The sequence below is a fragment of the Actinomyces mediterranea genome (genome assembly GCF_900155595.1).
GTDB lineage: Bacteria > Actinomycetota > Actinomycetes > Actinomycetales > Actinomycetaceae > Pauljensenia > Pauljensenia mediterranea.
Window position 1 is genome coordinate 289,430 of sequence record NZ_FTPB01000004.1, and the last position, 26,294, is coordinate 315,723.

Annotated in this window: 20 protein-coding genes, 6 tRNA genes, 1 other RNA gene and 1 pseudogene; 20 read left to right on the plus strand and 8 right to left on the minus strand. The window is 63.7% G+C overall.

The annotated features are described in order from the left end of the window. Positions 1-61 precede the first annotated feature (61 nt). The 5 genes and pseudogenes from BQ7471_RS05335 (at position 62) to BQ7471_RS05355 (ending at position 4,642) form a co-directional block, all read left to right on the plus strand. The gene (locus BQ7471_RS05335; RefSeq protein WP_076464782.1) at positions 62-775 is read left to right on the plus strand and encodes a succinate dehydrogenase cytochrome b subunit; all 714 of its coding nucleotides are present in this window, start codon (positions 62-64) and stop codon (positions 773-775) included. Continuing rightward, positions 772-2,760, plus strand: coding sequence for a fumarate reductase/succinate dehydrogenase flavoprotein subunit (locus BQ7471_RS05340; protein WP_076464783.1), 1,989 nt, complete (start codon positions 772-774; stop codon positions 2,758-2,760). The genes BQ7471_RS05335 and BQ7471_RS05340 overlap by 4 nt, the downstream gene beginning before the upstream one ends. Beyond that, entirely contained in the window at positions 2,757-3,503 is a 747-nt protein-coding gene (locus BQ7471_RS05345; protein ID WP_076464785.1) for a succinate dehydrogenase/fumarate reductase iron-sulfur subunit, read from the plus strand. The genes BQ7471_RS05340 and BQ7471_RS05345 overlap by 4 nt, the downstream gene beginning before the upstream one ends. Positions 3,504-3,707: 204 nt before the next feature. Beyond that, positions 3,708-3,950 (plus strand): annotated as a pseudogene (locus BQ7471_RS05350) (lyase family protein); the annotation flags it as partial. 65 nt (positions 3,951-4,015) lie between these two features. After that, positions 4,016-4,642 (plus strand): thymidine kinase, encoded by a 627-nt coding sequence (locus BQ7471_RS05355; protein ID WP_076464786.1) that lies wholly within the window; start codon positions 4,016-4,018, stop codon positions 4,640-4,642. A 97-nt stretch (positions 4,643-4,739) separates the two neighbouring features. On the opposite strand, the gene aceE is transcribed toward BQ7471_RS05355, so the two are convergent. Continuing rightward, a complete protein-coding gene (gene aceE, locus BQ7471_RS05360) occupies positions 4,740-7,472 on the minus strand; it encodes a pyruvate dehydrogenase (acetyl-transferring), homodimeric type (RefSeq protein ID WP_407922692.1) in 2,733 nt (910 codons plus the stop codon). A 294-nt stretch (positions 7,473-7,766) separates the two neighbouring features. Here aceE and BQ7471_RS05365 point away from each other — a divergent pair, with 294 nt between their 5' ends. After that, positions 7,767-8,165, plus strand: a complete 399-nt coding sequence (locus tag BQ7471_RS05365) for a DUF3052 family protein (protein ID WP_076464788.1) — start codon at positions 7,767-7,769, stop codon at positions 8,163-8,165. 66 nt (positions 8,166-8,231) lie between these two features. Continuing rightward, positions 8,232-8,305: transfer RNA gene (locus BQ7471_RS05370), tRNA-Val, on the plus strand. Positions 8,306-8,378: 73 nt separating this feature from the next. Here the strand turns inward: BQ7471_RS05370 and ahpF are convergent. The 4 genes from ahpF to BQ7471_RS11490 form a co-directional block, all read right to left on the minus strand. Continuing rightward, the gene (gene ahpF, locus BQ7471_RS05375) at positions 8,379-9,938 is read right to left on the minus strand and encodes an alkyl hydroperoxide reductase subunit F (protein ID WP_076464789.1); all 1,560 of its coding nucleotides are present in this window, start codon (positions 9,936-9,938) and stop codon (positions 8,379-8,381) included. Between the two features lie 9 nt (positions 9,939-9,947). Further along, entirely contained in the window at positions 9,948-10,511 is a 564-nt protein-coding gene (gene ahpC, locus BQ7471_RS05380; protein WP_076464791.1) for an alkyl hydroperoxide reductase subunit C, read from the minus strand. A gap of 153 nt (positions 10,512-10,664) precedes the next feature. After that, entirely contained in the window at positions 10,665-12,020 is a 1,356-nt protein-coding gene (locus tag BQ7471_RS05385; RefSeq protein WP_076464792.1) for an NAD(P)/FAD-dependent oxidoreductase, read from the minus strand. A 233-nt stretch (positions 12,021-12,253) separates the two neighbouring features. Continuing rightward, complete coding sequence (locus BQ7471_RS11490) at positions 12,254-12,487, minus strand: hypothetical protein (RefSeq protein ID WP_205408259.1); 234 nt, start codon at positions 12,485-12,487, stop codon at positions 12,254-12,256. A gap of 172 nt (positions 12,488-12,659) precedes the next feature. Here BQ7471_RS11490 and BQ7471_RS05400 point away from each other — a divergent pair, with 172 nt between their 5' ends. Next, positions 12,660-13,394 carry a zinc ribbon domain-containing protein gene (locus BQ7471_RS05400; protein WP_076464796.1) on the plus strand — a complete coding sequence of 245 codons (735 nt, stop codon included), beginning with the start codon at positions 12,660-12,662 and terminating at the stop codon, positions 13,392-13,394. Positions 13,395-13,577: 183 nt separating this feature from the next. After that, positions 13,578-13,930: RNase P RNA component class A (gene rnpB / locus BQ7471_RS05405), an RNA gene on the plus strand. 27 nt (positions 13,931-13,957) lie between these two features. Here the strand turns inward: rnpB and BQ7471_RS05410 are convergent. Next, the gene (locus BQ7471_RS05410; protein ID WP_076466183.1) at positions 13,958-15,958 is read right to left on the minus strand and encodes an alpha/beta hydrolase family protein; all 2,001 of its coding nucleotides are present in this window, start codon (positions 15,956-15,958) and stop codon (positions 13,958-13,960) included. 119 nt (positions 15,959-16,077) lie between these two features. Here BQ7471_RS05410 and dxs point away from each other — a divergent pair, with 119 nt between their 5' ends. After that, positions 16,078-17,955 (plus strand): 1-deoxy-D-xylulose-5-phosphate synthase, encoded by a 1,878-nt coding sequence (gene dxs, locus BQ7471_RS05415; protein WP_076464797.1) that lies wholly within the window; start codon positions 16,078-16,080, stop codon positions 17,953-17,955. Between the two features lie 45 nt (positions 17,956-18,000). Here the strand turns inward: dxs and BQ7471_RS05420 are convergent, their stop codons facing one another. Together BQ7471_RS05420 and BQ7471_RS05425 are read right to left on the minus strand one after the other, a co-directional pair. After that, entirely contained in the window at positions 18,001-19,245 is a 1,245-nt protein-coding gene (locus BQ7471_RS05420) for an HRDC domain-containing protein (protein WP_076464799.1), read from the minus strand. A 3-nt stretch (positions 19,246-19,248) separates the two neighbouring features. Continuing rightward, positions 19,249-19,800, minus strand: coding sequence for a DUF3000 domain-containing protein (locus BQ7471_RS05425; protein WP_076464800.1), 552 nt, complete (start codon positions 19,798-19,800; stop codon positions 19,249-19,251). Positions 19,801-20,077: 277 nt separating this feature from the next. Here BQ7471_RS05425 and BQ7471_RS05430 point away from each other — a divergent pair. From BQ7471_RS05430 to pgsA, 10 genes are all read left to right on the plus strand, one after another. Further along, positions 20,078-20,150 (plus strand) — tRNA-Gly (locus tag BQ7471_RS05430). A 1-nt stretch (position 20,151) separates the two neighbouring features. Continuing rightward, positions 20,152-20,223: transfer RNA gene (locus BQ7471_RS05435), tRNA-Val, on the plus strand. Between the two features lie 58 nt (positions 20,224-20,281). Continuing rightward, positions 20,282-20,354, plus strand: a tRNA-Gly gene (locus tag BQ7471_RS05440). 43 nt (positions 20,355-20,397) lie between these two features. Next, positions 20,398-20,468, plus strand: a tRNA-Cys gene (locus tag BQ7471_RS05445). A 1-nt stretch (position 20,469) separates the two neighbouring features. Beyond that, positions 20,470-20,544: transfer RNA gene (locus BQ7471_RS05450), tRNA-Val, on the plus strand. A 137-nt stretch (positions 20,545-20,681) separates the two neighbouring features. Further along, positions 20,682-21,929 carry a carboxylate--amine ligase gene (locus tag BQ7471_RS05455; RefSeq protein ID WP_076464802.1) on the plus strand — a complete coding sequence of 416 codons (1,248 nt, stop codon included), beginning with the start codon at positions 20,682-20,684 and terminating at the stop codon, positions 21,927-21,929. Between the two features lie 14 nt (positions 21,930-21,943). Continuing rightward, entirely contained in the window at positions 21,944-22,987 is a 1,044-nt protein-coding gene (locus tag BQ7471_RS05460) for a lipid II:glycine glycyltransferase FemX (protein ID WP_076464803.1), read from the plus strand. A 72-nt stretch (positions 22,988-23,059) separates the two neighbouring features. Next, positions 23,060-25,057, plus strand: coding sequence for a threonine--tRNA ligase (gene thrS, locus BQ7471_RS05465; protein WP_076464805.1), 1,998 nt, complete (start codon positions 23,060-23,062; stop codon positions 25,055-25,057). A 5-nt stretch (positions 25,058-25,062) separates the two neighbouring features. Beyond that, a complete protein-coding gene (locus BQ7471_RS05470; protein WP_076464806.1) occupies positions 25,063-25,656 on the plus strand; it encodes an HIT family protein in 594 nt (197 codons plus the stop codon). Next, a complete protein-coding gene (gene pgsA / locus BQ7471_RS05475) occupies positions 25,657-26,280 on the plus strand; it encodes a phosphatidylinositol phosphate synthase (protein WP_076464808.1) in 624 nt (207 codons plus the stop codon). Positions 26,281-26,294: the final 14 nt, after the last annotated feature.

Genomic DNA, 26,294 nt, shown 5'->3' on the forward strand with positions numbered 1-26,294 from the left:
GTCCGCTCGAATGTGACGCAGAGCATTCCCTCACCCCATAGCCTGGAGGGGGAGGTGAAGCATGGCGGATAATGTTCTCGCTCAGGTTCCACGGCACCGAGTCCTGGTCCCCACGTGGGTGGCGAAAGCCATCATGGCGGCAACGGGACTCATCATGATGCTCTTCGCGCTCGTCCACATGATCGGCAATCTCAAGATCTTCACCGATCCCGAGGCGATGGATGCCTACGCCGCGTGGCTCCGACAGATCCTCGTTCCCCTCGTTCCCTACGAGGGCGTCCTGTGGATCATCCGCATCATCCTGTTGCTCACCGTCATGCTCCACGTGGCCTGCGCCCTGATCCTGTGGCGGAGGAACCGCGCAACGCGCACCCCCGGAATGCGCCGCAGTGGGAGGCGGATGTGGACGGCGACCCTCATGATGCCGACTGGAATCGTCATCGTCATCTGGCTCATCATCCACCTCCTCGACCTCACCATCGGCGCGCTCGTCGCATCATCGACATTCGCCCATCCCGATCCCGCGTTCCACGCGGTCGCCAATGTCCTCGCTTCGCTGTCGCGCCCGTCGATGGCCACTGCCTATCTCTTCGCGCTGACGGCGCTCGGCGTCCATCTCGCTCACGGGATCCCCGTCGCCATTAAAGATCTCGGCGCCTCATCACCGGCATCCGCGACTTGGGCGAGGCTCATCGGGTTTATCATCGCCGTCGTCATCGTCGCAGGAGATGGCGCCGTTGTCATCTATTCGCTCATCACCGGGGGTGCACCATGATCGGAGAAGCTCATCCGGTGGGAGCCGGACAGTCGAATGGACGGATCTGCGAGGGCGAGGCGCTCCTTGCCGGGCAGCCCGAGGTTGGGGCGCCGGACATGTGGAACCACTATATTGCCAATGCGCGGCTCGTGTCGCCCGCGAACCGGCGCAAACTGAAGGTTCTCATCGTCGGCTGCGGACTGGCGGGAGCGGGCGCAGCGGTATCGCTGGCGGAACTCGGTTACGACGTCGAGGTCCTCAGTTACCACGACACCCCCCGGCGCGCCCACTCCGTCGCAGCCCAAGGAGGTATCAATGCCGCCAGGGCCAAGGGCGTCGACTCGGACGCGCTCGCCCGATTCGTACGCGACACCGTCAAGGGCGGCGATTTCAGGGCCAGGGAATCCGAGGCGTGGAGACTCGGTCAGGAATCGGCCCGCGTCATCGACCATATGAATGCCCTCGGCGTCCCCTTCGCCCGTGAATACGGGGGAGCCCTGTCAACCCGCTCATTCGGTGGCGTCCAGGTGTCGCGCACCTACTACTCGCGCGGACAAACCGGCCAACAACTCCAAGTCGCCGCCTCGTCTGCGCTCATGCGCTACGTTGCCCAGGGGCGCATCCGATTGACGATCCGCCACGATATGCTCGACCTTGTCGTCACCGACGGACGGGCCTCGGCAGTCATCGCGCGCAACCAGGTCACCGGGGCATTGAGCGTCCACCGCGCTCACGCGATCGTCCTGGCCACCGGCGGCTACGGGAACATCTTCTTCCACTCGACGCTTGCGAAGAACTCCAACGCCTCTGCCATATGGCGCGCACACCGCCGCGGCGCCGCCTTCGCCTCGCCGTCGCTCATCCAATTCCATCCAACCGCTCTGCCGGTCTCGTCTTCCTGGCAGTCGAAGACGACCCTCATGTCGGAGTCCCTGCGTAATGATGGAAGAATCTGGGTTCCCCTCACGCCCGGCGATCCTCGCCCCGCCAATGACATCCCGGAGGAGGATCGCGACTACTACCTCGAGCGCCGCTACCCGGCATTTGGGAATCTCACCCCCCGCGATATCGCCTCGCGCGCCGCATTCGACCAGATCACCCGTGGCAACGGCGTGGGGCCCGGTTCCAATTCGGTGTATCTGGACTTCCGCGATGCCCTCGCCAGACTCGGACGGCCCGCCATTGCCGAACGTTATGGGAACCTATTCGAGATGTACCGGGATGCGACGGGGGAGGACCCCTACGCCGAGCCGATGAGGATCGCACCGGGAGCCCATTTCACCATGGGCGGTCTGTGGGTCGACTATGGACTCCAATCGACCATCCCGGGGCTCTTCGTCGCCGGCGAGGCGAATGCCGCCTATCACGGGGCCAATCGCCTCGGTGCGAACTCCCTGCTCGCCGCATGCGTCGACGGCAATTTCACGATCCCCGTCACCGTGTCCGACTACCTTGCCACCCGGCTCGGCTCCGCCCTCGTCGACGACTCCGATGCGACGGTGCAGGGCGGCATGACGGATGTGCGCGAGCGGATCGACGGATTGATCAGCGGTGTCGGCTCACTGCCCGCCCGCTCCGTCCACCGCGAACTCGGCCGCATCATGTACGCCGGATGCGGTGTCGTCAGGAACTCCGATTCCCTCATTCGCGCGATGACGGACATCGCCACGCTGAGGCGCACATTCCACGACGAGGTCGGTGTCACCGGCGGGGTCGGCGAATTCAACCCCGACCTCGTGGAGGCGCTGAGAATCGCAGACTACCTCGAGCTCGCCGAACTCATGTGCAACGACGCCCTCAACCGGCGTGAATCCTGCGGCGCGCACTTCAGGAGCGAATACGCCACTGACGAGGGCGAAGCCCAGCGCCGCGACGACGAATGGCAGTGTGTGTCGGCGTGGACCACCACCGGCTGGGACGATGAGACAGGCCCGTCGTTCACACATCACAGAGAAGACCTCGAGTATCGAAGCGTCGATGTCGCGACGAGGAGCTACCGATGAATCTCACCGTGAAAGTCTGGCGGCAGGAGAACGCGCAGGCTCAAGGCCGATTCGAATCCTACGAGCTGGCGGGCTGCGATCCGCGGATGAGTGTCCTGGAGCTCCTCGACCACCTCAATGGCGTCCTCGTCGCCGGTGCCCGCCCGCCAGTCGCCTTCGAATCGGATTGCAGGGAGGGGATCTGCGGCGCCTGCGGCCTCATGGTCGACGGTCGCCCCCACGGGTGGCGCGACAATCTCCCGGCGTGTCACCAGCGGATCGGGGAGCGCGATGGTGCGACCATCACGCTCGAACCCCTCAGATCCGGCCTCTATCCCATTGTCAAGGACCTCGTCGTTGACCGCTCTGTGCTCGACGAGATCACCTTGGCGGGCGGTTTCGCCTCCATTGCGACGGGGCGCGCCCCCGACGCCGATGCCCTTCCCGTCGCCCATGATGATGCGGAACTTGCCCTCGACTGGGCGTCCTGCATCGGCTGCGGCGCATGTGTCGCAGCCTGTCCCAATGGGTCGGCCGCTCTCTACGCGGGTGCCCGGATCGCCCACCTCGCCGCGCTGCCCACGACATCTTTGGAGAGGGGCAGGCGCGCGCGCTCCATCGCCGCAGTCCTCGATGAATTCTTCGGATCATGCACCGGGTACGGCGCCTGTGTCGACGTGTGCCCCGCGGGCCTCGATATCGGTCTCACCGGCTATGTGGCGCGCGAACGCTGGGGCGCGCTCATGCATCCCCGGCGCCGCTGAGGCGACCGACTCGCACGCGGATTACGGGGACGGCATGCGAGTCCAGTGATCCTTGCATTGCGGGCGTATCCACCTCGACACAGGAGGAAGCGTCATGACGACGGCCTACCGAATCGAAGAAGACCTCCGGGCCCCAGGTCCGTTCCGCTCGAGGCCCAGTGGGGGAGCCACGCGTTGCGCGCTTCGGAGAACTATCGGATCTTCTGCAATGACCTGCGCCTCCTCGCATCGGGGCCGAGGGCGGGGCCGGGCGAGATTCGCCTGCCCGAACGCGCGGCGGGCTCATTGAACATGCCGACGAAGGTGAATCCCGTGATCCCCGAGGTCGTCAACCGGGTGTGTTTCAAAGTGATCGACAATGACGTCGCACTGACATTCGCCGCAAAGGCGGGTCAATTGCAGTTCAATGTCATGGAGCCGGTCATTGGTCAGACCATGTTCGAGTCGTGCGCGCATCGGATCTTCCCGATTGCATCCACCGATACAATGAGTGCGCATGAGAGGAGCCGTAAGTGGCGAAACTGTACTTCCGCTACGGGGCGATGAACTCCGGGAAATCCACTGCACTGCTGCAGGCGGCCTATAACTACGAGGAGCGCGGCCAAAGGGTTCTCGTCGCCAAGCCCATGATCGACGCCAAGGGGGACTCGCTCGTCGTGTCGCGCTTGGGAGTATCGCGGGAGGCGGATGTCAGGATCGGGCCCGACACGGACGTCTATGCGCTCATGGAATCCCTTGTCGATAGCGCGGACGCTGCGGCGCCGATCGCATGTCTGCTCGTCGATGAGGCCCAGTTCCTCAGCGAGGCTCAAATCGACGACCTCCTCCACGTGACGGTGGCATTGTCGATCCCGGTCATCGCCTATGGCATCCGAACCGACTTCCAGACCCTGTCATTCCCGGGCTCTCGCCGTCTGCTGGAAATCGCGCATTCTCTGGAGGAACTCAAGACGATTTGCAGATGCGGGCGCAAGGCGATGTTCAACGGGCGCAAAACGGGCGGAAAATTCGTCTTCGACGGGGAGCAGGTCGCCATCGACGGGATCGAGGTCACCTACGAATCCATGTGTCCTGCATGCTATCTCGCAGCCGGGGGCAGCCTGCCGTACCGCGGGGCGCGAGACACCCGAGTCGTCTGATTCGCGTTGGCGCTCCACCAGTCGCAGTGAGCGCTGAGACGCGAGAACCGTCCTCCTCGGCGCGGTCGACACGGGCGGTTGCCCGGCAGGGCAGGCATCAGTGCTGCGCGTGTTGCTCGGCTGCGCCGATCGTGGCGTTGAACAGGTCGTACTTCGCGATCGCCTGGGCGACGGCGCTGCGGTCCACCTGACCATGGTCGGCGAGTGCCGCGAGCGTCTTGACGACGAGCGACTCGGCGTCGATGTGGAAGTAGCGGCGAGCCGCACGGCGGGTGTCGGAGATGCCGAAACCATCGGCGCCGAGGACGCGGTAGTCCCCGGGCACCCACTGGCGCACGAGATCCTGGGTGAGGGTGTCGAAGTCCGAGGTCGCGATGAAGGGGCCCTGAGAACCGGCGAGCTTGCTCGTCAAGTACGCGGTGCGCGACTCCTCGTCAGGGTGGAGGAGGTTGTGCTCGTCGGCTTCGAGGCCGTCGCGGCGCAGCTCGTTCCACGAGGTGACCGACCAGACGGCGGCGTCGACTCCCCAATCCTCAGCGAGGAGGCGCTTGGCCTCCATAGCCCACGGAACCCCCACGCCAGACGCCATGAGCTGGGCCCTTGGCCCCTCGCCCCGGTGATCGGCGACCTTGTAAATGCCCTTGAGCAGTCCTTCGACGTCGAGGTTCTCCGGTTCGGCGGGCTGGTGGATCGGCTCGTTGTACACGGTGAGGTAGTACATGACATTCGGGTCGCGGCCGTCGCCCTCTCCGTACATGCGCGTGAGGCCGTCCTCCATGATGTAGCGGATCTCGTAGGCGTATGCGGGATCGTAGATGACGAAGGCGCGGTTGGTGGAGGCGAGAACGGGGGAGTTGCCGTCCATGTGCTGGAGCCCCTCACCCGCGAGGGTTGTGCGGCCCGCAGTCGCACCGATGACGAATCCGCGCGCGAGTTGATCACCGGCCGCCCAGAACTGATCGCCCGTGCGTTGGAATCCGAACATCGAGTAGAAGATGTAGATCGGAACCATCGGAAGATCATGTGTCGAATAGGCGGTGCCGACGACCTGGAAGGCTGCGGCCGACCCCGCCTCGGTGATGCCGGTATGCAGGACCTGGCCCTGCTCAGACTCCTTGTAGGACAGCATCATGTCCGCATCCACAGCCGTATAGTTCTGGCCGTGGGTGTTGAAGATCTTTGAGGAGGGGAAGATCGCATCTAGGCCGAATGTGCGCGCCTCATCCGGAATGATCGGCACGAAGTAGCGTCCCACCTGCTTATCCTTGAACAGGTCCTTGAGAAGGCGCACGAGAGCCATGGTCGTCGCCACTTCGAGCGGTCCCGACCCCTTCGACAGACCCTCGAAGGGCTTCGAGGGCAGGGGCGGCAGGGTCGGGTTGCGATCCGCGCGCCGCTCGGGCACCCAGCCTCCGAGCTTCTCGCGGCGCTCCTTCATGTACAGCAGCGCGGGATCGTCGTCCGCGGGCTTGTAGTAGGGCGGCATATATGGGTCGCGCTCGAGTTCCTCATCCGTGATGGGGATCTGAAGACGATCGCGCAACTGCTTGGCGTCCTCGAGGGTGAGCTTCTTCATCTGGTGGGTCGCATTGCGTCCGGCGAAGTGCGATCCCAGGATGTACCCCTTGATGGTGTGGGCGAGGATGACGGTCGGCTGGCCCGTGTGCTCCATCGCGGCCTTGTAGGCGGCGTAGACTTTGCGGTAGTCGTGCCCGCCGCGCTGAAGCGCCCAGATCTGCTCATCGGTCCAATTCTCGACCATCGCCTTCGTACGCGGATCGCGGCCGAAGAAGTGCTCGCGCACATAGGCGCCGTCATTGGCTTTGAAGGTCTGGTAGTCGCCATCGAGGGTGTCATTCATCAGGTGAACGAGGGCGTTATCCTTGTCGGATGCGAGGAGCTGATCCCAGCCCCTGCCCCAGATGACTTTGATGACGTTCCAGCCCGCGCCCTTGAAGAAGGCCTCGAGCTCCTGGATGATCTTGCCATTGCCCCGCACGGGGCCGTCGAGGCGCTGCAGATTGCAGTTGATGACGAAGGTTAGATTGTCGAGCCCCTGCTGTGCGGCGAGCTGGAGCATGCCGCGCGATTCGGGCTCGTCCATCTCACCATCGCCGATGAACGCCCAGGTGTGCTGCTCAGAGGTGTCCTTGATGCCGCGCAGGTGGAGGTAGCGGTCGAACCAGGCCTGGTAGATAGCCTCTGCCGGACCGAGCCCCAAAGACACCGTCGGGTACTCCCAGAAGTCGGGGAGCTGACGCGGGTGGGGGTAGGAGGGTAGTCCGTATTCAGTGGAGGCCTGCTGGCGGAACCCGTCCATCTGCTCTTCGCTCAGGCGCCCCTCGAGGAAGGCACGGGCGTAGGGGCCGGGGGAGGCATGTCCCTGGAAGAAAACGTGGTCGCCGCCGCCGGGGTGGTCCTTACCTCGGAAGAAGTGGTTGAGGCCGACCTCGTAGAGGGTGGCGACGGAGGCGTAGGAGGAGATATGGCCGCCGACTTTGACCTCGGAGCGCTGCGCCCTGGTGACCTGGACGGCGGCGTTCCAGCGGATCCAGCGGCGGTACTGCCGCTCCATCGCCTCGTCGCCGGGGAAGTAGGGCTCCTTGTCGACGGGGATGGTGTTGATGTACGGAGTCGTGTATTCCTGGGGGAGTTGGACGCCCTCGTGGCGGGCTTTATCGAGCATATGGAGGAGAATGTAGCGGGCGCGCGGTCCGCCCTTCTCATTGATGAGACCGGACAGGGACTCGACCCATTCGGCGGTCTCCTCGGGATCGTTGTCGGGGACCTGGCTGAGCAGGCCGTTGACGACGGGATGGCTGTCGTTCATGTGACTCACGGATACCCTCTTGTTCTTGATGGAGCTGCGCTGGCACAGCATCGTGCGGATGAAGACTATTCTTCCCCGTTTTTGTCGACCACGCGACTGGATGTAGGACTTCTGGCCCATGAGAAGCGCCTCATTTGTCTGTCAGGTCGCAGTGGACATGATGTCGGCACGTGTTCTCACGAGAGTGCACATAGTGCGGACCGATGGTGACGAGAGCGTCGAGTGCCCTACGATGAACGCTGTGTTGATTCAAATAGTGCACCGTGCACTGACCACGGAAGGCGGTTGTGCGTCGTGGCGGTGAGCCTCGGATTCAAGCCGGGACAGATTGTCCAAGAGTTCTATGTCGACGACGATGCCGATCGGGATCTTCGCCGCACAGTAGAAGAGGAGACGGGAGAGGCGATCGTTGACGTCGACTACGGCGATGTCGTTGACGGTGCCATCGTGTGGTGGCGCAGTGATGATGCCGACGACGGGGATCTCGCGGATCTCCTCGTTGACGCCCTGTCGAATCTCGATGATGGTGGCCTCATCTGGGTCCTCATCCCTAAACCGAATCGTCCGGGCGCAGTGGATGTCGCCGATGTCGAGGATGCGGCGCGCGTCGCAGGCCTGCATTCGACCTCTGCCGCTTCAGTCGGCGCCGAATGGGCGGGCATTCGCTTGACTGCGAGGCCGAGGGGCCGCTGAGCGTCCTGCGGATGTGCGCGAACACATCACGGTCACTTATGCTGTCCCACGTGCCGCCGCCGCTTGGGGCCCGTAGCTCAGCTGGTTAGAGCACTGCGTTTACACCGCAGGTGTCATCGGTTCGAATCCGGTCGGGCCCACAGATTGGTTCCGGGGGCTGAGCGCATGATCGCTCAGCCCCCGGAACCATGTGTGTATCAGATGCTGGAAGCCTTACTGCTCCGAGTCGGAGCCGTGGACCATGAGGTAGTCGAATGCTGATAGTGCAGCCGTCGCACCCGAGCCCATAGCGATGAGGATCTGCTTATAGGGTGTCGAAGCGCAGTCGCCGGCGGCGAAGAGCCCATCGATCGAGGTAGCCCCCTCGCTATCGGTGACGATTTCGCCGCTCGGATTGCAGATGCCGTGCTCGGCCAGCCAGTGCGTATTCGGCACGAGGCCGATCTGAACGAAGACCCCGGACAGGGGGAGCACCGAGCGGACGCCCGTGTTCCGATCCTCGATGGCGAGTCCATTGACGCGTTTGCCGTCCCCTTCGACCGCGACGACTCGAGTCGAAGTCATGATGGAGACATTCGCCAGCCGCTTGGCAGATTCGACAAGAATTTCGTCGGCTTTGAGGGAGTCGAGGAACTCTACGACGGTGACGCGAGAGGCGACGGCGGCAAGGTCGATCGCCGCCTCGATGCCCGAGTTCCCACCGCCGACGACTGCGACATCGCGACCCGCGAAGAGCGGGCCGTCGCAGTGCGGGCAGAAGGTCACGCCCTTATTGAGGTACTCCTGCTCTCCGGGCACATTCATCCGTCGATACTGCGCGCCGGAAGCGATGATGACGCTGCGCGATTGCAGGCTCCCGCCGTCCACCTGCACGGTGAACAGGCCTCGGGGACTTGTCGGTGGCGCGAGGGAGAGGGCTGTGCGCCCGGTTATGAGATCGACCTCGTGGCGGCGCACGTGATCCTCGAGCTTCGCGGCGAGCTCGGATCCGCCGACGGCGGGTAGGGAGGTGACGTTCTCAATGCTCGCCGAATCGAGGACTTGTCCGCCGACGCGATCGGCGACGATCCCCGTGCGCAGCGCCTTGCGCGCGGAATAGATCGCCGAGGTGGCCCCGGCGGGTCCCGCACCGATGATGAGGACATCGAAGGGGGCTGTGTCCTCCAGGGGCGCAGTGGTGTCCCCATTATGCGACGCGAGGAGGGAGAGGATATCGACGATGTCCATCCTGCCGTGTCCGAATTCTTCACCGTCCTTGTAGACCGCGGGGACTGCGAGGATCTGACGGTCGAGGATCTCGGATTCGAAGGCCCCGCCTTCGACGGCCGTGTGGCGGATGAGCGGGTTGATGATGCTCATCGTATTGAGGGCCTGGACGACCGTCGGGCAGTTCTGGCAGGTCATGGACATGTAGGTGACGAAGTCGCCGCCATCGAGCGCCTTGATGGCGGCAATGGTGGCAGCATCGACCTTGGGTTCGTGCCCCCCGACTTGGACGAGTGCGAGGACGAGGGAGGAGAACTCGTGGCCCATCGGCAGCCCCGCGAAGCGAACGCTGATATCGGTGCCGGGTCTACGGATCGCGAATGACGGCGTCCTCTCGTCCACTTCTTCGACGACGGTGATGCGATCGGACTGCGCGGCGATCTCATCGAGGAGTTCGCCCACGCGGTGCGACAGGGGAGCGTCGTCGAGTGATGCGGCGAGTTCGATCGGCTCACGGACGAGGACGAGATAGTGGGCGAGTTGCTCCGTTGCTGCAGTATCGAGCATGGGAAGTCCTCAAATCTTCCCGACGAGGTCGAATGACGGGGTCAGGGTGTCCTCGCCCTCCTCCCACTTCGCGGGGCACACTTCGCCGGGGTGGGAACGCACGTACTGCGCGGCCTTCACCTTGCGGATGAGTTCGACGGCGTTCCTGCCGATCCCCTCGGGGGTCGTTTCGATGTACTGGATGATCCCGTCGGGATCAATGAGGAAGGTGGAGCGGTCGGCGAGCCCGGAGGCGGGGCGCATGGTGTCGAAGTTCGAGGTGATGACTCCATTGACGTCGCCGAGCATAGGGTAGGTGATGGTCCCTACTTCGGGGGAGGCGTCGTGCCATGCCTTGTGGACGAAATGGGAGTCGCGGGACACGGAGTAGACCTCGACGCCGAGGGAACGCAATTCGGGGTAGATCTTCTCAAGGTCGGCGAGTTCTGTCGGGCAGACGAAGGAGAAGTCTGCGGGGTAGAAGAAGACGATGCTCCAGCGCCCCAGGAGGTCGTGCTCGCTGACCTCGACGAATGCGCCGTTGTGGAAGGCGGTCGTTGTGAAGGGGAGGATCTGGGTACTGATGAGTGACATATCAACAACCTTTCAATCTCTGAAGTAGCGAGGTGGTTCGTACGCTATAACAGAGACGGATGTGCTGCAATATTTGAGCGATCAGGCTGATCGGCCGGGAAGGCGCCGACAGTATTCGACGCGATCTGCGCGGATCGGCACCGCTCGGACAAGTCAGTCGTTCTGTGCGGTGGTGGGATCTTCACCGGCGACGAGACGGCCCGACGAACCGGAGCCGAGGGTCTCAAGGGCGAGGCGCCCCACGAGCTGCTGATTCGTCGATGTCCGCTGCGATCGGGCCCCGGAGATGAAACTGAAGAACCAGTGGACGAGAGTACCAATCTGGCTCTTGAAACCGACGATGTACAACAAATGGAGGAAGCACCACGCCGCCCAGGCCGCAAAACCGGTGAATCGGAGCCGCCCCATTGCAACAACCGCTTTGAATCGGGCGATCGTCGCCATGGACCCTTTGTCGACGTAGGAGAACGAGGGGTTCTTCGGCGTGCGCCCCGCGAGTCGGTCCTTGATCACCCGGGCGGCGAAGCGCGCCGACTGGATGGCCCCCTGGGCGACTCCGGGAACGCCGGGCACGCTCATCATGTCACCGAGGACGAAGATCTCGGGATGACCCGGCACGGTGAGATCGTCATCGACGATGACACGGCCCGCGCGATCGAGTTCGGCTCCCGCTGTGTCGCGCAGTACCGTACCGAGTTCACTCGCCTGGACACCCGCGGCCCAGACTTTGCACGTCGACACGATCGTCTCGGTAGAGCCGTCTGCATAGGTGAGCGTGACCGTATCGTGGTCGAGATCGGTGACGACGGCATTCATCCTCATCTCGACGCCGAGACCTTCGAGTTCTGTGCGAGTCTTGCGCCCCAACTCTTCGCCGAATGTGGGAAGGGGGTGTGCCGCACCATCGACGAGGATCACTCGCGCCGCCGTGGGGTCGATGGATCGGAACTCGTCGCGCAGCGTATGCGAGGCGAGTTCTCTGATCTGGCCCGCCATTTCAACACCGGTGGGGCCCGCACCGACGACGACGAATGTGAGGAGGCGCTCGACCTTACCGGGCTCCGTCGCGATCTCGGCCTTCTCGAAGGAGTCGAAGATGCGCGCGCGCAATTCGAGGGCGTCGTCAATGGTCTTCATGCCGGGCGCGAAAACTGCGAAATGGTCATTGCCGAAGTACGACTGACCCGCCCCGGCTGCGAGGATCAGTGTGTCGTAAGGGGTTTGCTTCGTCTCGTTGTGATTGCGCCAGCGGACGATCCTCTGCTCGACGTCAATGTCCTCGACGAGCGCCTGAAGGACGCGGATATTCCGCTGCTTCTTGAGGATCTCCCGAGTTGTCGGTGCGATGTCGCCTTCGGAGAGGATGCCGGTTGCGACCTGGTAGAGGAGGGGTTGGAAGAGGTGATGACTGGTCCTCGCCAGGAGCGTGATATCGGCGTCCTCGCCCTTGAGCTCCTTCGCGGCTGTGAGCCCGGCAAAACCTGAACCGATGATAACGACGCGGTGCACTGTGAAACCCCTTCTTCAATTACGGCACGCACACATTATCAAAATCGCGTCGATAGTGGGAGATCCCGTCACTTATTCAATCGTGCGGTCCTTCGCTCACGGCGCTCGCATCCCCTTTTCGCCCATGGCAGTCCGGCACGATACGAGGAGCGCGCCTGGCGACCGGATGATGCAAGGGGGAAGGTCGCAGATACTGTGTGATTGTCACGAGGCCGAATCCGGCGCTCATCAGGTCATGCAATGCGCGGATCACTCCATTCTCGACACTGCGGATCCAGGTGCAGGTCAATGGGCTGTTTGAGCACAACGACGGGGTAGACGACTACTTGACCGGGTCCGTGCCAGGTTGCCGAACCCGCGCGATCAACGTGGATTGTCTCGTCGTAGAGGCGGCGCTGAAGCGCATCCGCCTCCATGTAGTCCGTTGGATCAGAGCCAATGAGATTGACGACCTGCATCCGGATCATGAGGACGAATGTGCGCTGCGGCCGACAACAGGCAGATGAAGCCGTCTGAACGGATATGCTGAACACCGGTGTCGGCATCCGGGCACCGTGCGAAGTGGGAACCGGGCGTCGAAGTCTCTACCATTGCGACACAGCAGCGGAATCATCACTGGCCGACTCAGGAGGGTTCGTCATGAAAGCGTCGTATCTCGATCAGCTCAATCTGCTCACGCTCCAGGGACTCGACAAGAAGGAGTCCTCCCTGCTCCACCGGCGCAACACACACCCGGCGCATACGAGGGTCAATGAACTTGCGGGTCGCGCGGACGACCTGCAGCGGGCTTCCATCACGCAGTCAGCGGTGATCGCGGATATCGAACGCGAAATCGCGAGGATCTCCCACGAGATCGAACTCGTCGAGGCGCGCCGCAAGCGACAGCAGGACCGTCTCGACCAGAACCAGGTGCCATTGCGCGACATTTCGCCGATGGAGCACGAGATCGCACAAATGGAGCAGCGCATCCGCAAGCTTGAAGAGGATCAACTCTCCGCCGAGGAACAGCACGAGGCCGCCTCTCATGCCCGCACCGCCATGGTGACCGAGGCGAAGGCGATCGCCGCCGACGTCGAGGCGACGAAAGCGGCGTTCGCCGAGGACGTTAAAGAGCTCGACGAGCAACTCAGAGCGGTCATCGCCCAGCGCAAGGAATTGGTGTCCGCCCTGCCCGACGACCTCGTCGCCGAATATGAGAGGGCGAAGAAGAACATGGGCGCCCTCGCAGTCGTCGAAGTGCGCAATGGCGTCGGCATGGGGGGCGCGGCTGACCTGTCGCCCCTCGAACTCGACCAGATTCGGCGCACGCCTGACGATGAGCTCTATTGGACGGAGGACACCGGGCAGATCGTCGTGCGCACGACCGGTGCCTGATCGCCGAGCACCGGCCGAACGTCGGTACAACCCGTCTGCGAAGAGCGTGCTTCAGCGGGTCACGATGGTGAGGGCGGACTGCGACCCCCGGCGTCAGTCGGCTTCTTCCCGCAGTCTTCGACTCGGAGGGAGGCAAATGAACAGAGGGGCACTGCAGCGGTCCGCTATAATCGTTCGCGCGGATGAGTCGGTCGGGCGGCCGCGCGGGCTTCGGCTCTCGAGGAACGTCCGGGCTCCACAGGGCAGGGTGATGGCTAACGGCCACCCGGGGCGACCCGAGGGACAGTGCCACAGAAAACAAACCGCCGTGCAAGCGGTAAGGGTGAAAAGGCGGGGTAAGAGCCCACCAGTGGTGCGGGTGACCGCATCAGCTAGGTAAACCCCACCCGGAGCAAGATCGAGCAGCAGGCAGTGGATGGCCCGTCCCATGCCTGCGGGTAGGTCGCTTGAGGCCAGCGGTAACGCTGGTCCTAGATGGATGGCCGCCACTGCGCGCATGCGCAGGACAGAACCCGGCGTACAGACCGACTCATCCGCGTCCGCCATCGCGGGCGCGCTCCGTCTCACAGATTCGCGATCTCGAGGTCGGCCTCGACATCGGTATCCATGTCCCAGATCCGAGAGTAGAAGGCGAGCTCGGACTGCCAGGCGTCGCGAATCGTCTCAGCCCTGCGGAATCCGTGCCCCTCGCCCTCGTACATCTTCATTGCCACGACGCTGCCGCCGCCCTTAAGGGCATCGAACATGACGTGCGCCTGCGAGGGCGGCACGACCTTATCGTCCGTGCCCTGAAGGATCAGCAGAGGCGCGTGAATCCGATCGATGTGGGTGATCGGCGAGCGCTCGACCCACACCTCATCGTCGGGGTTGGAGGAGCCGAGCAGTCGGAAGGGATAGCGCGACTCGAACTTGTGCGTCTCGGCTGCGAGCATTCGAAGATCGGCGATTCCATAGAACGAGGCGCCCGCGGTGAACACATCGGAGCTGACGAGGGCGGCGAGCACCGTGAACCCGCCGGAGGAGCCGCCGCGGATCGAAATGCGCTTCGGATCGACTAGGCCCCGCTCAATAAGGCTGAGCGCACCATCGGCGCAGTCGTTGACGTCCATGATGCCCCAGTTGCCGTTGAGACGCTCGCGATAGGCGCGCCCGAATCCCGTCGACCCGCGGTAGTTGACGTCGAGCACTGCAAAACCCCTACTGGTCCAGTACTGCAGCGGGATCTTCAGCCCCGGACGTGCAGCAGATGTCGGTCCGCCGTGGACATTGACGATGAGCGGCGGCAGCGAGCCCTCGGGCGCCTGATAGTCGGGGTTCTTCGGCGGATAGTAGAAGCCGTAGGACTTCTCGCCGTCGTGTGTCGGCCAGGAAATGATCTGAGCGGGGGAGAGCAGCGCCGGATCCATCTGAGCCTCGGAGGAGGGGCGAACGACCGACGTCGAGCCGTTCCTGACTTCGACGATCGCGGGCGTATGGGTCGCAGAATCGGCGAGAAAGACGACGCGCTCGTCGCTGGACGCGACATTGCCGATCGGCCACCATCCGGTCGCCCACTCCTCGGTCAAGCCGTTGTCGAGGCGGACCGTGCCGATATGCCACGTCAGATCATCGACCCACGAACAGATGAGGTGCTCGTGATTGAAGTTGTCGAAGGAATGGAGGCCCAGCTGCCAATGCGGGTGGGAGAACGCCTGGGTGCCCGGGTGCAGGGCGCGGGTGCGCAGGCGAGTCGTCCACGCGTCCGCATCTTCGCCCTCGCGCCACGCGAAGCCCTCGGTGCGGAAAAGATTCGCCCAACCGTTGGAGTCATCAACGTGAACGAGGTCGCCCGTGAGGGTCCAGCGCGGCTCATAGACGCAGACGTCCTCTTCGTCAACGACGATCTTCGACACGGAGATATTGCCCTCGAAGTCGAGGGCTCCGACGTGCAGAGCTGAGCGGGTCCACGGCATTTCCGGATGGTTCCAGGTGATCCACGCGAGTTTCGTCCCATCGGGGGACAGACACGGGTCGACGACGAAGTCCGTCCCCTCGAAGAGGGTGATGATCGCGGCGTCATTGCGCGCGGCCGAGCCGTCGAGGGGGATTGCGACAAGGGTGTTGATGGGCTCGCCCTCGCCCGAATGATCCTCGCGGACGGCGTAGACCAGTTGGCGGACCTCGTCGATCTCAAAGTCCCCGAAGCGCGACTTCGATAGCGTCGTCAACGGGGTGACGGTTTTCGTCGAGTCATTGAGGTCGAAGCGGTAGACGCGCGAGTCGAATCCATCGGAGAACACGATGAATCCGTCCGCCACGGCGTATGCGCGGCCGCCGTATTCGTGGACGCGGGTGCGGACATCGGGCAGGCGCGCGCCGTCGATGAGGGGGAGGACTTCGGAGGTGACGCCCGAGCCCGAGCGGCGCAGCAGCGTGCCGCGCCCATTCTCCTTGGGGTGGCCCTCCACCCAGTAGGTGTCCGGACCGTCGATGCGCACCTGTGAGAGTGTGACCGATCGTGCAGTGAAGGACTCACCAGTGATTGAGGATTTCCACTCGCCATACGGTGCAACGGTCACAGACATCAGTGCCTCCTGAGTACAACGCGCCGTGTGGCGCACGACGCCCATCCTAGTCCGATGCGGTTGCCAGGATGGGCTCCTCGTCCACCACTTCGAGTACTCGAGCAACTAGAATCGGCCTCATGCATCAATCTGATGACGGTTCCTCGCTCCTCGGGCGAGTGCACGATCCATCGGATCTTCGCGGCTTCACCCCGGCGGAACTGGTCGACCTTGCCCGCGAGGTCCGAGGCTTCCTCATCTCCTCGGTGTCCAAGACCGGCGGACACCTGGGCCCCAATCTCGGCGTCGTCGAATTGACGATCGCTGTCCACAGGGTCTTCTCCTCCCCGGAGGACACGGTCCTCTTCGACACCGGTCACCAGTCCTATGTCCACAAACTCCTCACGGGTCGTCAGGACTTCTCCCGGCTACGCCAAGCGGGCGGATTATCCGGATACCCCAGCCGGGCCGAATCGATCCACGACGTCATCGAGAGCTCCCACGCCTCCTCATCGCTTGCCTGGGCCGACGGCATATCCCGTATCAAGCGCCGCAATGGCGACGACACGTGGACTATCGCCATCATCGGCGACGGGGCACTCACAGGGGGCATGGCCTGGGAGGCGCTCAACAGGATCGCCGCGTCGAAGGACCGACGGGTCCTCATCATCGTCAACGACAACGGCCGCTCCTATGCGCCGACCATCGGCGGCCTCGCCCATCACCTCGACGCACTGAGGACCTCTGAGGGCTATGAGCGAGCCCTCGCCTGGGGCAAGCGAAGACTCCTCGCCCTCGGCGAACCGGGCCGTACCGCATATGACGCCCTGCACGGGCTCAAGACGGGACTCAAGGATGCCCTCGTCCCACAGGCGATGTTCGAAGAGCTCGGCTTCAAGTACCTCGGCCCCGTCGACGGGCACGACATCATCGCCCTGGAGACTGCACTGTCCAGAGCGGCCTGCCTCCATGAGCCCGTCCTCATTCACGCCATCACCGAGAAAGGCCGCGGATACACCCCCGCTGAGGAGGACCTCGCGGATCGTTTCCACGCTGTCGGTCAGATCCACCCCGAAACGGGTCTTCCCGTTGCACCCGCGCGCTTCGGATGGACCAGCGTCTTCGCCGACGAGATCGTCTCGCTCGCACGGCACGACGAGTCGATCATCGGCGTGACCGCAGCGATGATGGCCCCGGTGGGACTGGGGCCGATGAAGAAGGAATTCCCCGACCGAGTCGTCGATGTCGGCATCGCTGAACAAGAGGCCCTCGCATCGGCCGCCGGAATGGCCTACCAGGGCGCCCACCCGGTCGTCGCCCTCTATGCGACATTCCTCAACAGGGCTTTCGATCAGCTCCTTATGGATGTTGCCCTCCACAAGGCCGGTGTCACCGTGGTCCTCGACCGTGCCGGTATTACCGGCGCCGACGGGGCGTCGCACAATGGAGTGTGGGATATTGCGATGTGCTCCATCATCCCGGGTCTGTACATGGCGGCGCCCCGCGACGAACAGACCCTGCGCACACAGCTGCGCGAAGCGATTGCGATGCATGACCGCCCGACGGTGCTGCGCTATCGGAAGGGATCGATGCCCGATCCGATACCGGCACTGAGGACCGAGGCGGGGATCGACATCCTCACTGAACCCGATCGCGACCCCGATGCCCTGATCGTGGCGGCGGGGGCCCTCGTGCCGCAGGCGCTGGCAGCGGCCGAGATCCTCACCGACAAGGGGATTGCGACGATGGTCGTCGACCCGGGGTGGATCCTGCCCGCCCCTTCCGGACTCGTCTCATTCGCCGACGGGGTGCCTCTCGTCGTCACCGTCGAAGACGGAATCGTCAATGGCGGCTTCGGATGGGCTGTTCGCGACCTTCTCTCCGAAGTGGATACGAGGGTCGTCACCCTTGGCATCCCGAGGCGATTCCTCGAGCATGATGAGCGCGAACCGATTCTGTCCGAATGCGGGCTCGATGCCGAGAGCATCGCTCAATCCATCGCAGAGCGGCTTTCCTGAACATTCCCGGCGGGGCTTCGACCCCGGGCCGACAGGTGCTCGTCCCTAGACGCCGAGGGCGTCGCAGATCGGATCGAGACACAGATCCATCTGCCAATCCCTCGCCCCCTGAGTGAACATCCTTTCCTCGACCTCGTCGCCCGAGGGGCGCGTCGGATCGAGCGGCGCCCAGGCGATGTAGCGCTGGATTCGGGGTTCGAGGACGACCTCGGGGGCGATGGAGAGTCTCTGACCGATACCCGCGACCGCAGAGCGGACGAGGGCGAGGCGCCCGGCGGCGTCCTCGTCGATCCGCGACCAGTTGCGAGCATCGGGAACGGCACCGGGGGCGAGACGCCTGCGAGTGGGCGGCAGCTCATCCTCGGACGCGGTCAGGGCGCGCGACAATGCGCGCATCCACTCATCGGTGAATTGGCGCGCGACGGGGGAGCGGAATTCCCCGATGGCGAGGAGCGCCCGCCGATTGCGGGGAGGCTGAAGGGCTGCGCGGATGAGCGCCGAGTTGCGCACGAGCCGCCCGGGGGCGAGGTCGATGCGCTGGGCAATCGACTCGCGGGCCTCCCACAGCGCCTTGAGGACCCCTAATTCCCTGTGAGTCTTCAGCTTGCCGACGCCGGGCAGGCTCCTCCACCGGTCCTCCTTAGGGGCGGGGTCGGGGTGGGCGAGGACATAGGCGCACTCTTCGACCATCCATTCCCAGCGGCCGAGGTCGTAGAGCCGGGTGGACAAGCGCCGGTAGAGCTCGGTGAGCAACTCCACGTCGAGCGCCGCATAGCGCAGCCAATCGCCAGGAAGCGGCCTGACCGACCAGTCGGATGCCTGATGGTCCTTCACGAGGCCGAGCCCGAGGACCTGCTCGCACACGGCGGCGAGGCCGAACTTGTCCATTCCCACGAGGCGGGCCGCGATCTCAGTGTCGAAAAGAGTCGTCGGCGTCAGGCCGACGAAGCGGAGGTTGGGCAGATCCTGTGCGGCGTCGTGGAGCAGCCAGACATCCGACACACCGGGATTGAGGGGGCTCAGATCCGGAAGGGCGATCGGGTCGAAGAGGAAGGTGCCCGCGCCCTCTTTACGGATCTGAATGAGGTAGGGGTCATTCCCATAGCGGAAGCCCTGCGCGCGCTCGACATCGAGCGCCACGGGAGTATTCGCGGACTCGAGCGCACGCGCAGCAGACTCGAGCAGCCCGGGCGTGTCAATGATCGAGGGGACGCCCTCGCGCGGCTCGGCCATGAGTTCGGGTGACTCGGTGTCTCCCACGGGCAGGCCGTCTCTATTCGCGATGCGCACGCCTCAGACTCCCTCAAGGAAACGGGCCGTGTGAATCCCGCAGGTTCGGCACATGAGTTCCGACCAGGCCGATAGGTGGTCGGACAGGTACTCATCGGAGGGCGTCCATGAGGCGCGCAACTCCACATTGAGCGTCGACCCCCTGAGGATGAGCCCGCCGAAGGATTGTGACAGTTCCCGCGTCACCGTGCCGGTGAGGTCGTGGAATGAGGCCCCCTGGTCGATGAGGCAATCATGCGCCCACGCCCATAGTGCCTCAGACAGGAGGGGATCGTTCCCCATATCCGCGTCGATCTGAGAGCGCAGCTGTGCGACGAGTCTAAAGGCGCCATTCCATCCGGCTTGTCCATCGGGGTCGTGGAGAACGACGAATCGGCCCGTTGCCAGCGGCTGATCGAAATCCTCTTGGAATGTTCTCATGGCGAGTGCGGCCGTGAACGGCGCCAGCCTGCGCGGGGGCGGAACCTCTTCATACTCGATATGCGGGTGGTTCGCTCCGTCTCGCAGGCTGAGCAGTGCCGTGACGAAGGCTTTGGGAGGTGCTTGCTCATCCACGACTGCAAGACTAAGCGGCGATAGAATGGGGAACCGGTTGCCGCGCCGCTGAGCGGGAGATCCTTTTACCCCCGGTTCACACCGGACGCGTCCGTGTGCGCCGCGAATGACCGATTCAATGCAGATATACGACAAAAACTGCAGCTCATCGAGCAATCGCAGATGAATCACGAATGGCCTGTGTGATACGACTTACGGCGACACCGATTTCCCATTTCGTCTCAAAGCCTGTTAAAGTTCTTCTCGTTCACAGCGTCCCCCGGGATGTTGGCGACACGCGGATGTGGCTCAGTTGGTAGAGCATCACCTTGCCAAGGTGAGGGTCGCGGGTTCGAGTCCCGTCATCCGCTCGGGCGATTGGCGCAGCGGTAGCGCGCTTCCCTGACACGGAAGAGGTCACTGGTTCGAACCCAGTATCGCCCACGGTCGTTCCGAGAATCTCGGATGCGATGGGCAGCACCTGATCGCAGATGCGATCTTCGCGGATGTGGCTCAGTTGGTAGAGCATCACCTTGCCAAGGTGAGGGTCGCGGGTTCGAGTCCCGTCATCCGCTCGGTTGCCTCTCAATATAACCCACTCGATTTCGGTGGGGACATGGTGGGTTGGCCGAGAGGCGAGGCAGCGGCCTGCAAAGCCGTATACACGGGTTCGAATCCCGTACCCACCTCGGGCGATTGGCGCAGGGGTAGCGCGCTTCCTTCACACGGAAGAGGTCACTGGTTCGATCCCAGTATCGCCCACCATCAACCCGAGTCGTTAGACTCGGGTTTTGTGTCATCTCCATCAGGTTCCACCGTATCGGGGGGATATGGACGGTCCGCCGACTCTTTCAGGCTAGGGTCGATCCCGGATCCCTCCTCACTACGACAGGCGGTCAGCGATGCATCAGAACCACCCCACGATCCTCCCCGTCATCCTCGGAGGGGATTTCGGCGCCTATGGCATCGGCAGATCGTTCAGCGAGGCATTCGGGTGCCGCTGTCTGTGCGTATCGAATCGGCCAACAGTATCGATCACGCGATCGAACTTCTTCGACGTCCACCGCATTGAGCCCTCCGCCTCGGACGAGTCCCTCCTTGCGGCGCTTCTCGGCATCGGAGCCTCCCACCCGGACCATCGCCTTATCCTCATGGCGAATCACGACCTCCACTCCTCCTTCGTCGCGCGCAATATCAGCGCATTGCGCGAGTATTATGCAGTGCCCTTTCCCTCGATCGAGGTCATCGAACGCCTCACCGACAAGGCCTCATTCGGCGCAGCATGCCAAAGCCTCGGCATCGACACGCCCCGCTCGGTCCTCGTCGACATGTCCGGTGTAGACGATGCGGCATGGAGCGCCCCCGACATCCCCTTCGACTTCCCCGTCGTCGCGAAGGCAGCGCGAGGCGACGCTTATGACCTTTTGACCTTCGAGGGCAAGCGCAAGATCTGGTTCATCGAGACACCTGCCGAACTCGAGGGCATGTGGAGGACCCTCACCGATGCCGGATTCCGCGACACCTTCCTTGTCCAGGAACTCATTCCCGGCGACAACACGCATATGCGCTCCATCACCGCCTATGTGGACTCCCATGGAGAGGTGACCCTCATCGGATCGGCGCGCGTCCTCCTCGAAGACCACGCTCCGACAATGATCGGCAACCCCGTTTCCATGATCACCGAAGAGTTCCCTTCTCTGTGGGACAAGGCAGAGGCCCTTCTCACGAGCGCGCAGTACCGAGGATTTGCGAACTTCGATGTGAAGATCGATCCGCGCGATGGACGCGCCGTCTTCTTCGAGGTGAACCCGAGGATCGGGCGGAACAACTGGTACATGACTGCGGCGGGGGCGAACCCGATGATCGCCATGGTCGCCGATCTCATCGACTCCGAGCGCATTGAACAGATGAGGATGACTGACGAAATCCTGTATTCAATGGTTCCCGATCCGCTTCTCCTCCGCTATGTTCGAGATGACACCCTCAAGAGCCACGTTCGTGAACTCATCTCGGACGGCAAGCGCTTCGATCCCCTCCTCAATCCCGCAGAGAAGGACCTGCGGCGCAACCTGATCGTCCGCCTGCAAAAGCTCAATCACTATCGCAAGTTCGCACGCTTCTACCCCGAACCGACCGATCGTTCGTTCTGAGAGGACTCCTACTGATGCCGACCACGTCGTTGAAGGACATGACGCCCGATGAGATGCGACGGGCGACATCGGGATGCGGGGGCCTCCCGATCGAACAGAGCGAGGCATGGCAGGCTTTCGCGGCCTCGCAGGGCAACGAGTGCTGGGGGCGCTTCGGGTGGTACGAGGGCGACAAATGCGTGGCGGTGATCGCCCTCTACGAACATCGAATCCGCGCCTGGAAATATCTGTGGGCCAAGTCGGGTCCCGTGTGGATCCGAGAGGTCACCCCCGACCGTGAGGCCGCGTTCAGGAAGGACCTCGTTAAGGTTGTCCGCACCCGGGACTCGGCTGTTTCATTCGTTCGTCTCCATGCGTGGTATTCCGCGTCCGATCTGTGCGATGTCTTGCAGACCATCACCTATGACCGCACCGTCGTCATCGACTGTGCCAAGGGCAGGCGCGACGCGATCCTCGAGTCGATGCCGACCAATGGCAGGCGCGCGGTGCGCCGAGCGGTGAAGAAGTGCGGCGAGAGCGGCGTTGAGATCGCCGAAGAAACGGGTCTGAGCACTGACGACTTCGCCGAGCACTACGCGGTCATGTGCGAGACCGCTGAGCGTGACGGCTTCCGCCCCCACCCGAGATACGTGTACACGGATCTGCTGGACAAACTCGGCCCCGATCATGCCAGGCTCTTCACCGCCCGCGACTGCGAGGGTGAACTGTTGTGCTGGGACCTCGTCCTCGTCAACGGAAAAGTGTCTCAGGCCGAATACGGGGCATCATCGGCGCGCGCCCGCTCCCTGGGCGCCCCAGTACTTCTCGATTTTGAGACCGCAGCGATCCTCGGAGCCGAGGGGATCGGGGGGATGGACCTTCGCGGAGCCCATTCGCCGCGCGTGCCGGAGCTGTTCTCCGTCGGCAAGTACAAGCTCTCCTTCGCCCAGCGCTACACGGATATCGCCGGAGCCTGGGATCTGCCGATCAAGCGCTCGCAGTACTCTCTCATGCGCAGGCTCATGCGGATCAAGCGCTCCATGAGGGGCCGCGACGCCGGGCCGTCCGAGCAGAACTGACCGCGAGTCACAACCCTGGGGCTGACACGGGTAGACTCGTTGAGTCCGCTCATCAACGAATAAGGAGTAGCCGTGTCCAGCATCGACCTCGTCATCGACGGAGCGCATCAGACCGTAGAGGTCGGCACTACGGGCACGACCTGGTACGAGGATCGCCGCGATGTCATCGCGATCCTTGTCGACGGTACCGCGCGTGACCTGTCGAGCGAATTGAGCGCCGACACCGAGGTCGAGGCGATCACGCTGGAATCACAGGAGGGGCTCGAGATCCTGCGCCATTCGACGACGCACGTCCTCGCCCAGGCCGTCCAGGACATGTTCCCCGATGTGAACCTCGGCATCGGCCCGTTCATCACCGATGGCTTCTACTACGATTTCGGCAATATTGACGCGGTTACCCCCGAGCTGCTGCGCGAGCTCGAGAAGCGCATGAGGCGCATCATCAAGGAGGGCCAGCGCTTCGTCCGCCGCGAGGTCGGCGAGGACGAGGCCCACGCCGAGCTGGCCGACCAGCCCTACAAACTTGAGCTGGTCACCACGAAAGGCAAAGGCGCCGAGGGCGCGTCCGTGGAGGTCGGGGGCGCGACCCTCACCATGTACGACAACGTGCGCCGCGACGGCTCCGTCGCCTGGAAGGACCTGTGCCGCGGGCCGCATCTGCCCTCCACGCGCCTCATCGGCAACGGCTTCGCCCTCACCAAGTCGTCGGCCGCCTACTGGAAGGGTGATCAGAACGGCGACCAGCTCCAGCGCGTCTACGGGACCGCGTGGGCCTCGAAGGACGACCTTGCCGCCTACCAGGAGCGCATCAAAGAGGCGGAGCGGCGCGACCATCGCCGTCTCGGCGCCGAGCTCGACCTGTTCAGCTTCCCCGAGGAAATCGGCCCGGGCCTGCCCGTCTTTCACCCCAAGGGCGGCGTCCTCAAACGCGTCATGGAGGACTACGTGCGCGAGGCGCACATCGCCAACGGCTTCCAGTACGTGGGCACGCCCCACATCTCCAAGGAGGAGCTGTTCCACACCTCCGGCCACCTGCCTTACTACGCGGACGGCATGTTCCCCCCGATGGACGACGAGGGCCAGGCCTACTACCTCAAGGCCATGAATTGCCCGATGCACAACCTCATCTACCGCGCCCGCGGGAGGTCCTACAGGGAACTGCCCCTGCGCCTCTTCGAATTCGGCACGGTCTACCGCAACGAGAAGTCCGGCGTGCTCCAGGGCCTCACCCGCGTGCGCTCCATCACCCAGGACGACTCGCACAGCTACGTCATGCCCGAGCAGGCCGAGGACGAGATCAAGCACCTGCTCACCTTCGTGCTGCGCCTGCTGAAGGACTTCGGGCTCACCGATTTCTACTTGGAGCTGTCCACGCGCGACACCGACGGCAAGAAGAAGGACAAGTTTATCGGCACCGACGAGCAGTGGGAGGAGGCCACCGCGATTCTGGAGCGCTGCGCCGCCGACACTGGGCTCCGGTGCACGGCCGACCCGGGGGGCGCTGCGTTCTACGGGCCGAAGATCTCTATCCAGGCAAAGGACGCCATCGGGCGCACGTGGCAGATGTCCACCATCCAGTACGACTTCAACCAGCCGCACCGCTTCGGCCTGGAGTTCACCGCCCCCGACGGCACGCGCCGCGAACCCGTCATGATCCACTCGGCGAAGTTCGGATCCATCGAGCGCTTCATCGGCGTGCTCACCGAGCACTACGCGGGCGCTTTCCCCGCGTGGCTCGCCCCCGTCCAGGTGCGATTGATCCCCGTTGCTGAGGCATTCGACGGCTACGTGAAAGACGTTGCCGCGAAGCTGCGCGAACGCGGGGTACGGGTTGAAACCGATCTCTCCGATGACCGTTTCGGTAAGAAGATTCGCAACGCCTCCAAGGACAAGGTTCCCTTCACGCTTATCGCGGGCGGCGAGGACGTGGAGGCCGGAGCCGTGTCCTTCCGTCTGCGCGACGGGTCGCAACACAATGGAATCGTCGTTGATCGTGCGGTCGAGCTGATTGACGCCCACATCAGGGGGCGCCACAACGGCGACCACATCGACGGCCTCGACCAGGCGTGAGACACATGAACAGCGACGCTAACACCGACAGTGGCGGAACGTCAGGTATCCCCTTTCCGACCGAGGACGCCCGCGGCCTCGCGGGTGTCCCCGACGCTTTCGGAAGATTCTGGACCCCCTATCGGATGGCGTACATCAACGGAGAGGGCAAGCCGGACGAGTCGAACGGTGCCGACTGCCCCTTCTGCGCCGCACCGTCGCGCAGTGACGAAGATGCCCTCATCGTCTACCGTGGGAGCACCTGCTACGTCCTGATGAATCTGTTCCCCTACAACTCCGGGCACCTTCTCGTGTGCCCGTACCGGCATGTTTCGGACTACACCGATCTCACCGATGCCGAACGCATCGAACTCGGTGAACTCACTGCGACCGCGATGCGGGTGGAACGCGGGGTCTCGGGGCCACAGGGATTCAATCTCGGAATGAACCAGGGCGAAGTCTCCGGAGCGGGGATCGCGGCCCACCTCCACCAGCACATCGTTCCCCGGTGGCTCGGGGACGCGAATTTCCTGCCCATCATCGCCCGTACGAAGGCGGTACCGCAGCTGCTCTCCGAGGGGCGCCGTCTGCTCGCCGATGCATGGCCGAAGGAGGCGTGAATGCTCGGAAATCACGGTCGTTCCATTACGAAGGCGATTTTCACCCCGCCGGCGAGGCTCCTCGCGCGCATGGGGGTCACCCCGAATATGGTGACGGTCGTAGGGACCGTCGTCTCCATCGCGATCGCTGTGATTGCGCTGCCGCTCGGCTACGTATGGCAGGGAGCAATCGCTCTGGGAGTCGTGCTCTTCTGCGACTCGGTGGACGGGACCCTTGCGCGGATGACGACCGGGGGCACGCCATTCGGGGCGTTCCTCGATTCGACTCTGGACAGGCTCGCCGATGGTGCGGTATTCGCCGCCCTGACCGCGTGGGTGATTACCGGTTTGCCTTTCTCGCCGTGGCGCACGGTCGCCATGACGGCCGGACTCGCCGCCATCGTCGGCGCCGGAGCCGTCCCCTATGCGAGAGCGCGCGCCGAGTCGATCGGGGTAGTGGCGAAACTCGGGATCGCGGAGAGGACGGATCGTCTACTCATCGGCCTCGTCGCGGCGGCCGTCACCGACTTCGGGTGGGGGGACTGGTGGGTGGCGATCGGCCTCAGCTGGGTCGCTCTCGCCTCCTTCATCACCGTCGTTCAGCGGATCTGGTTCACCGCACGGGAATTGAAAGCGCGCAATTGACTATTCGCGCCGCC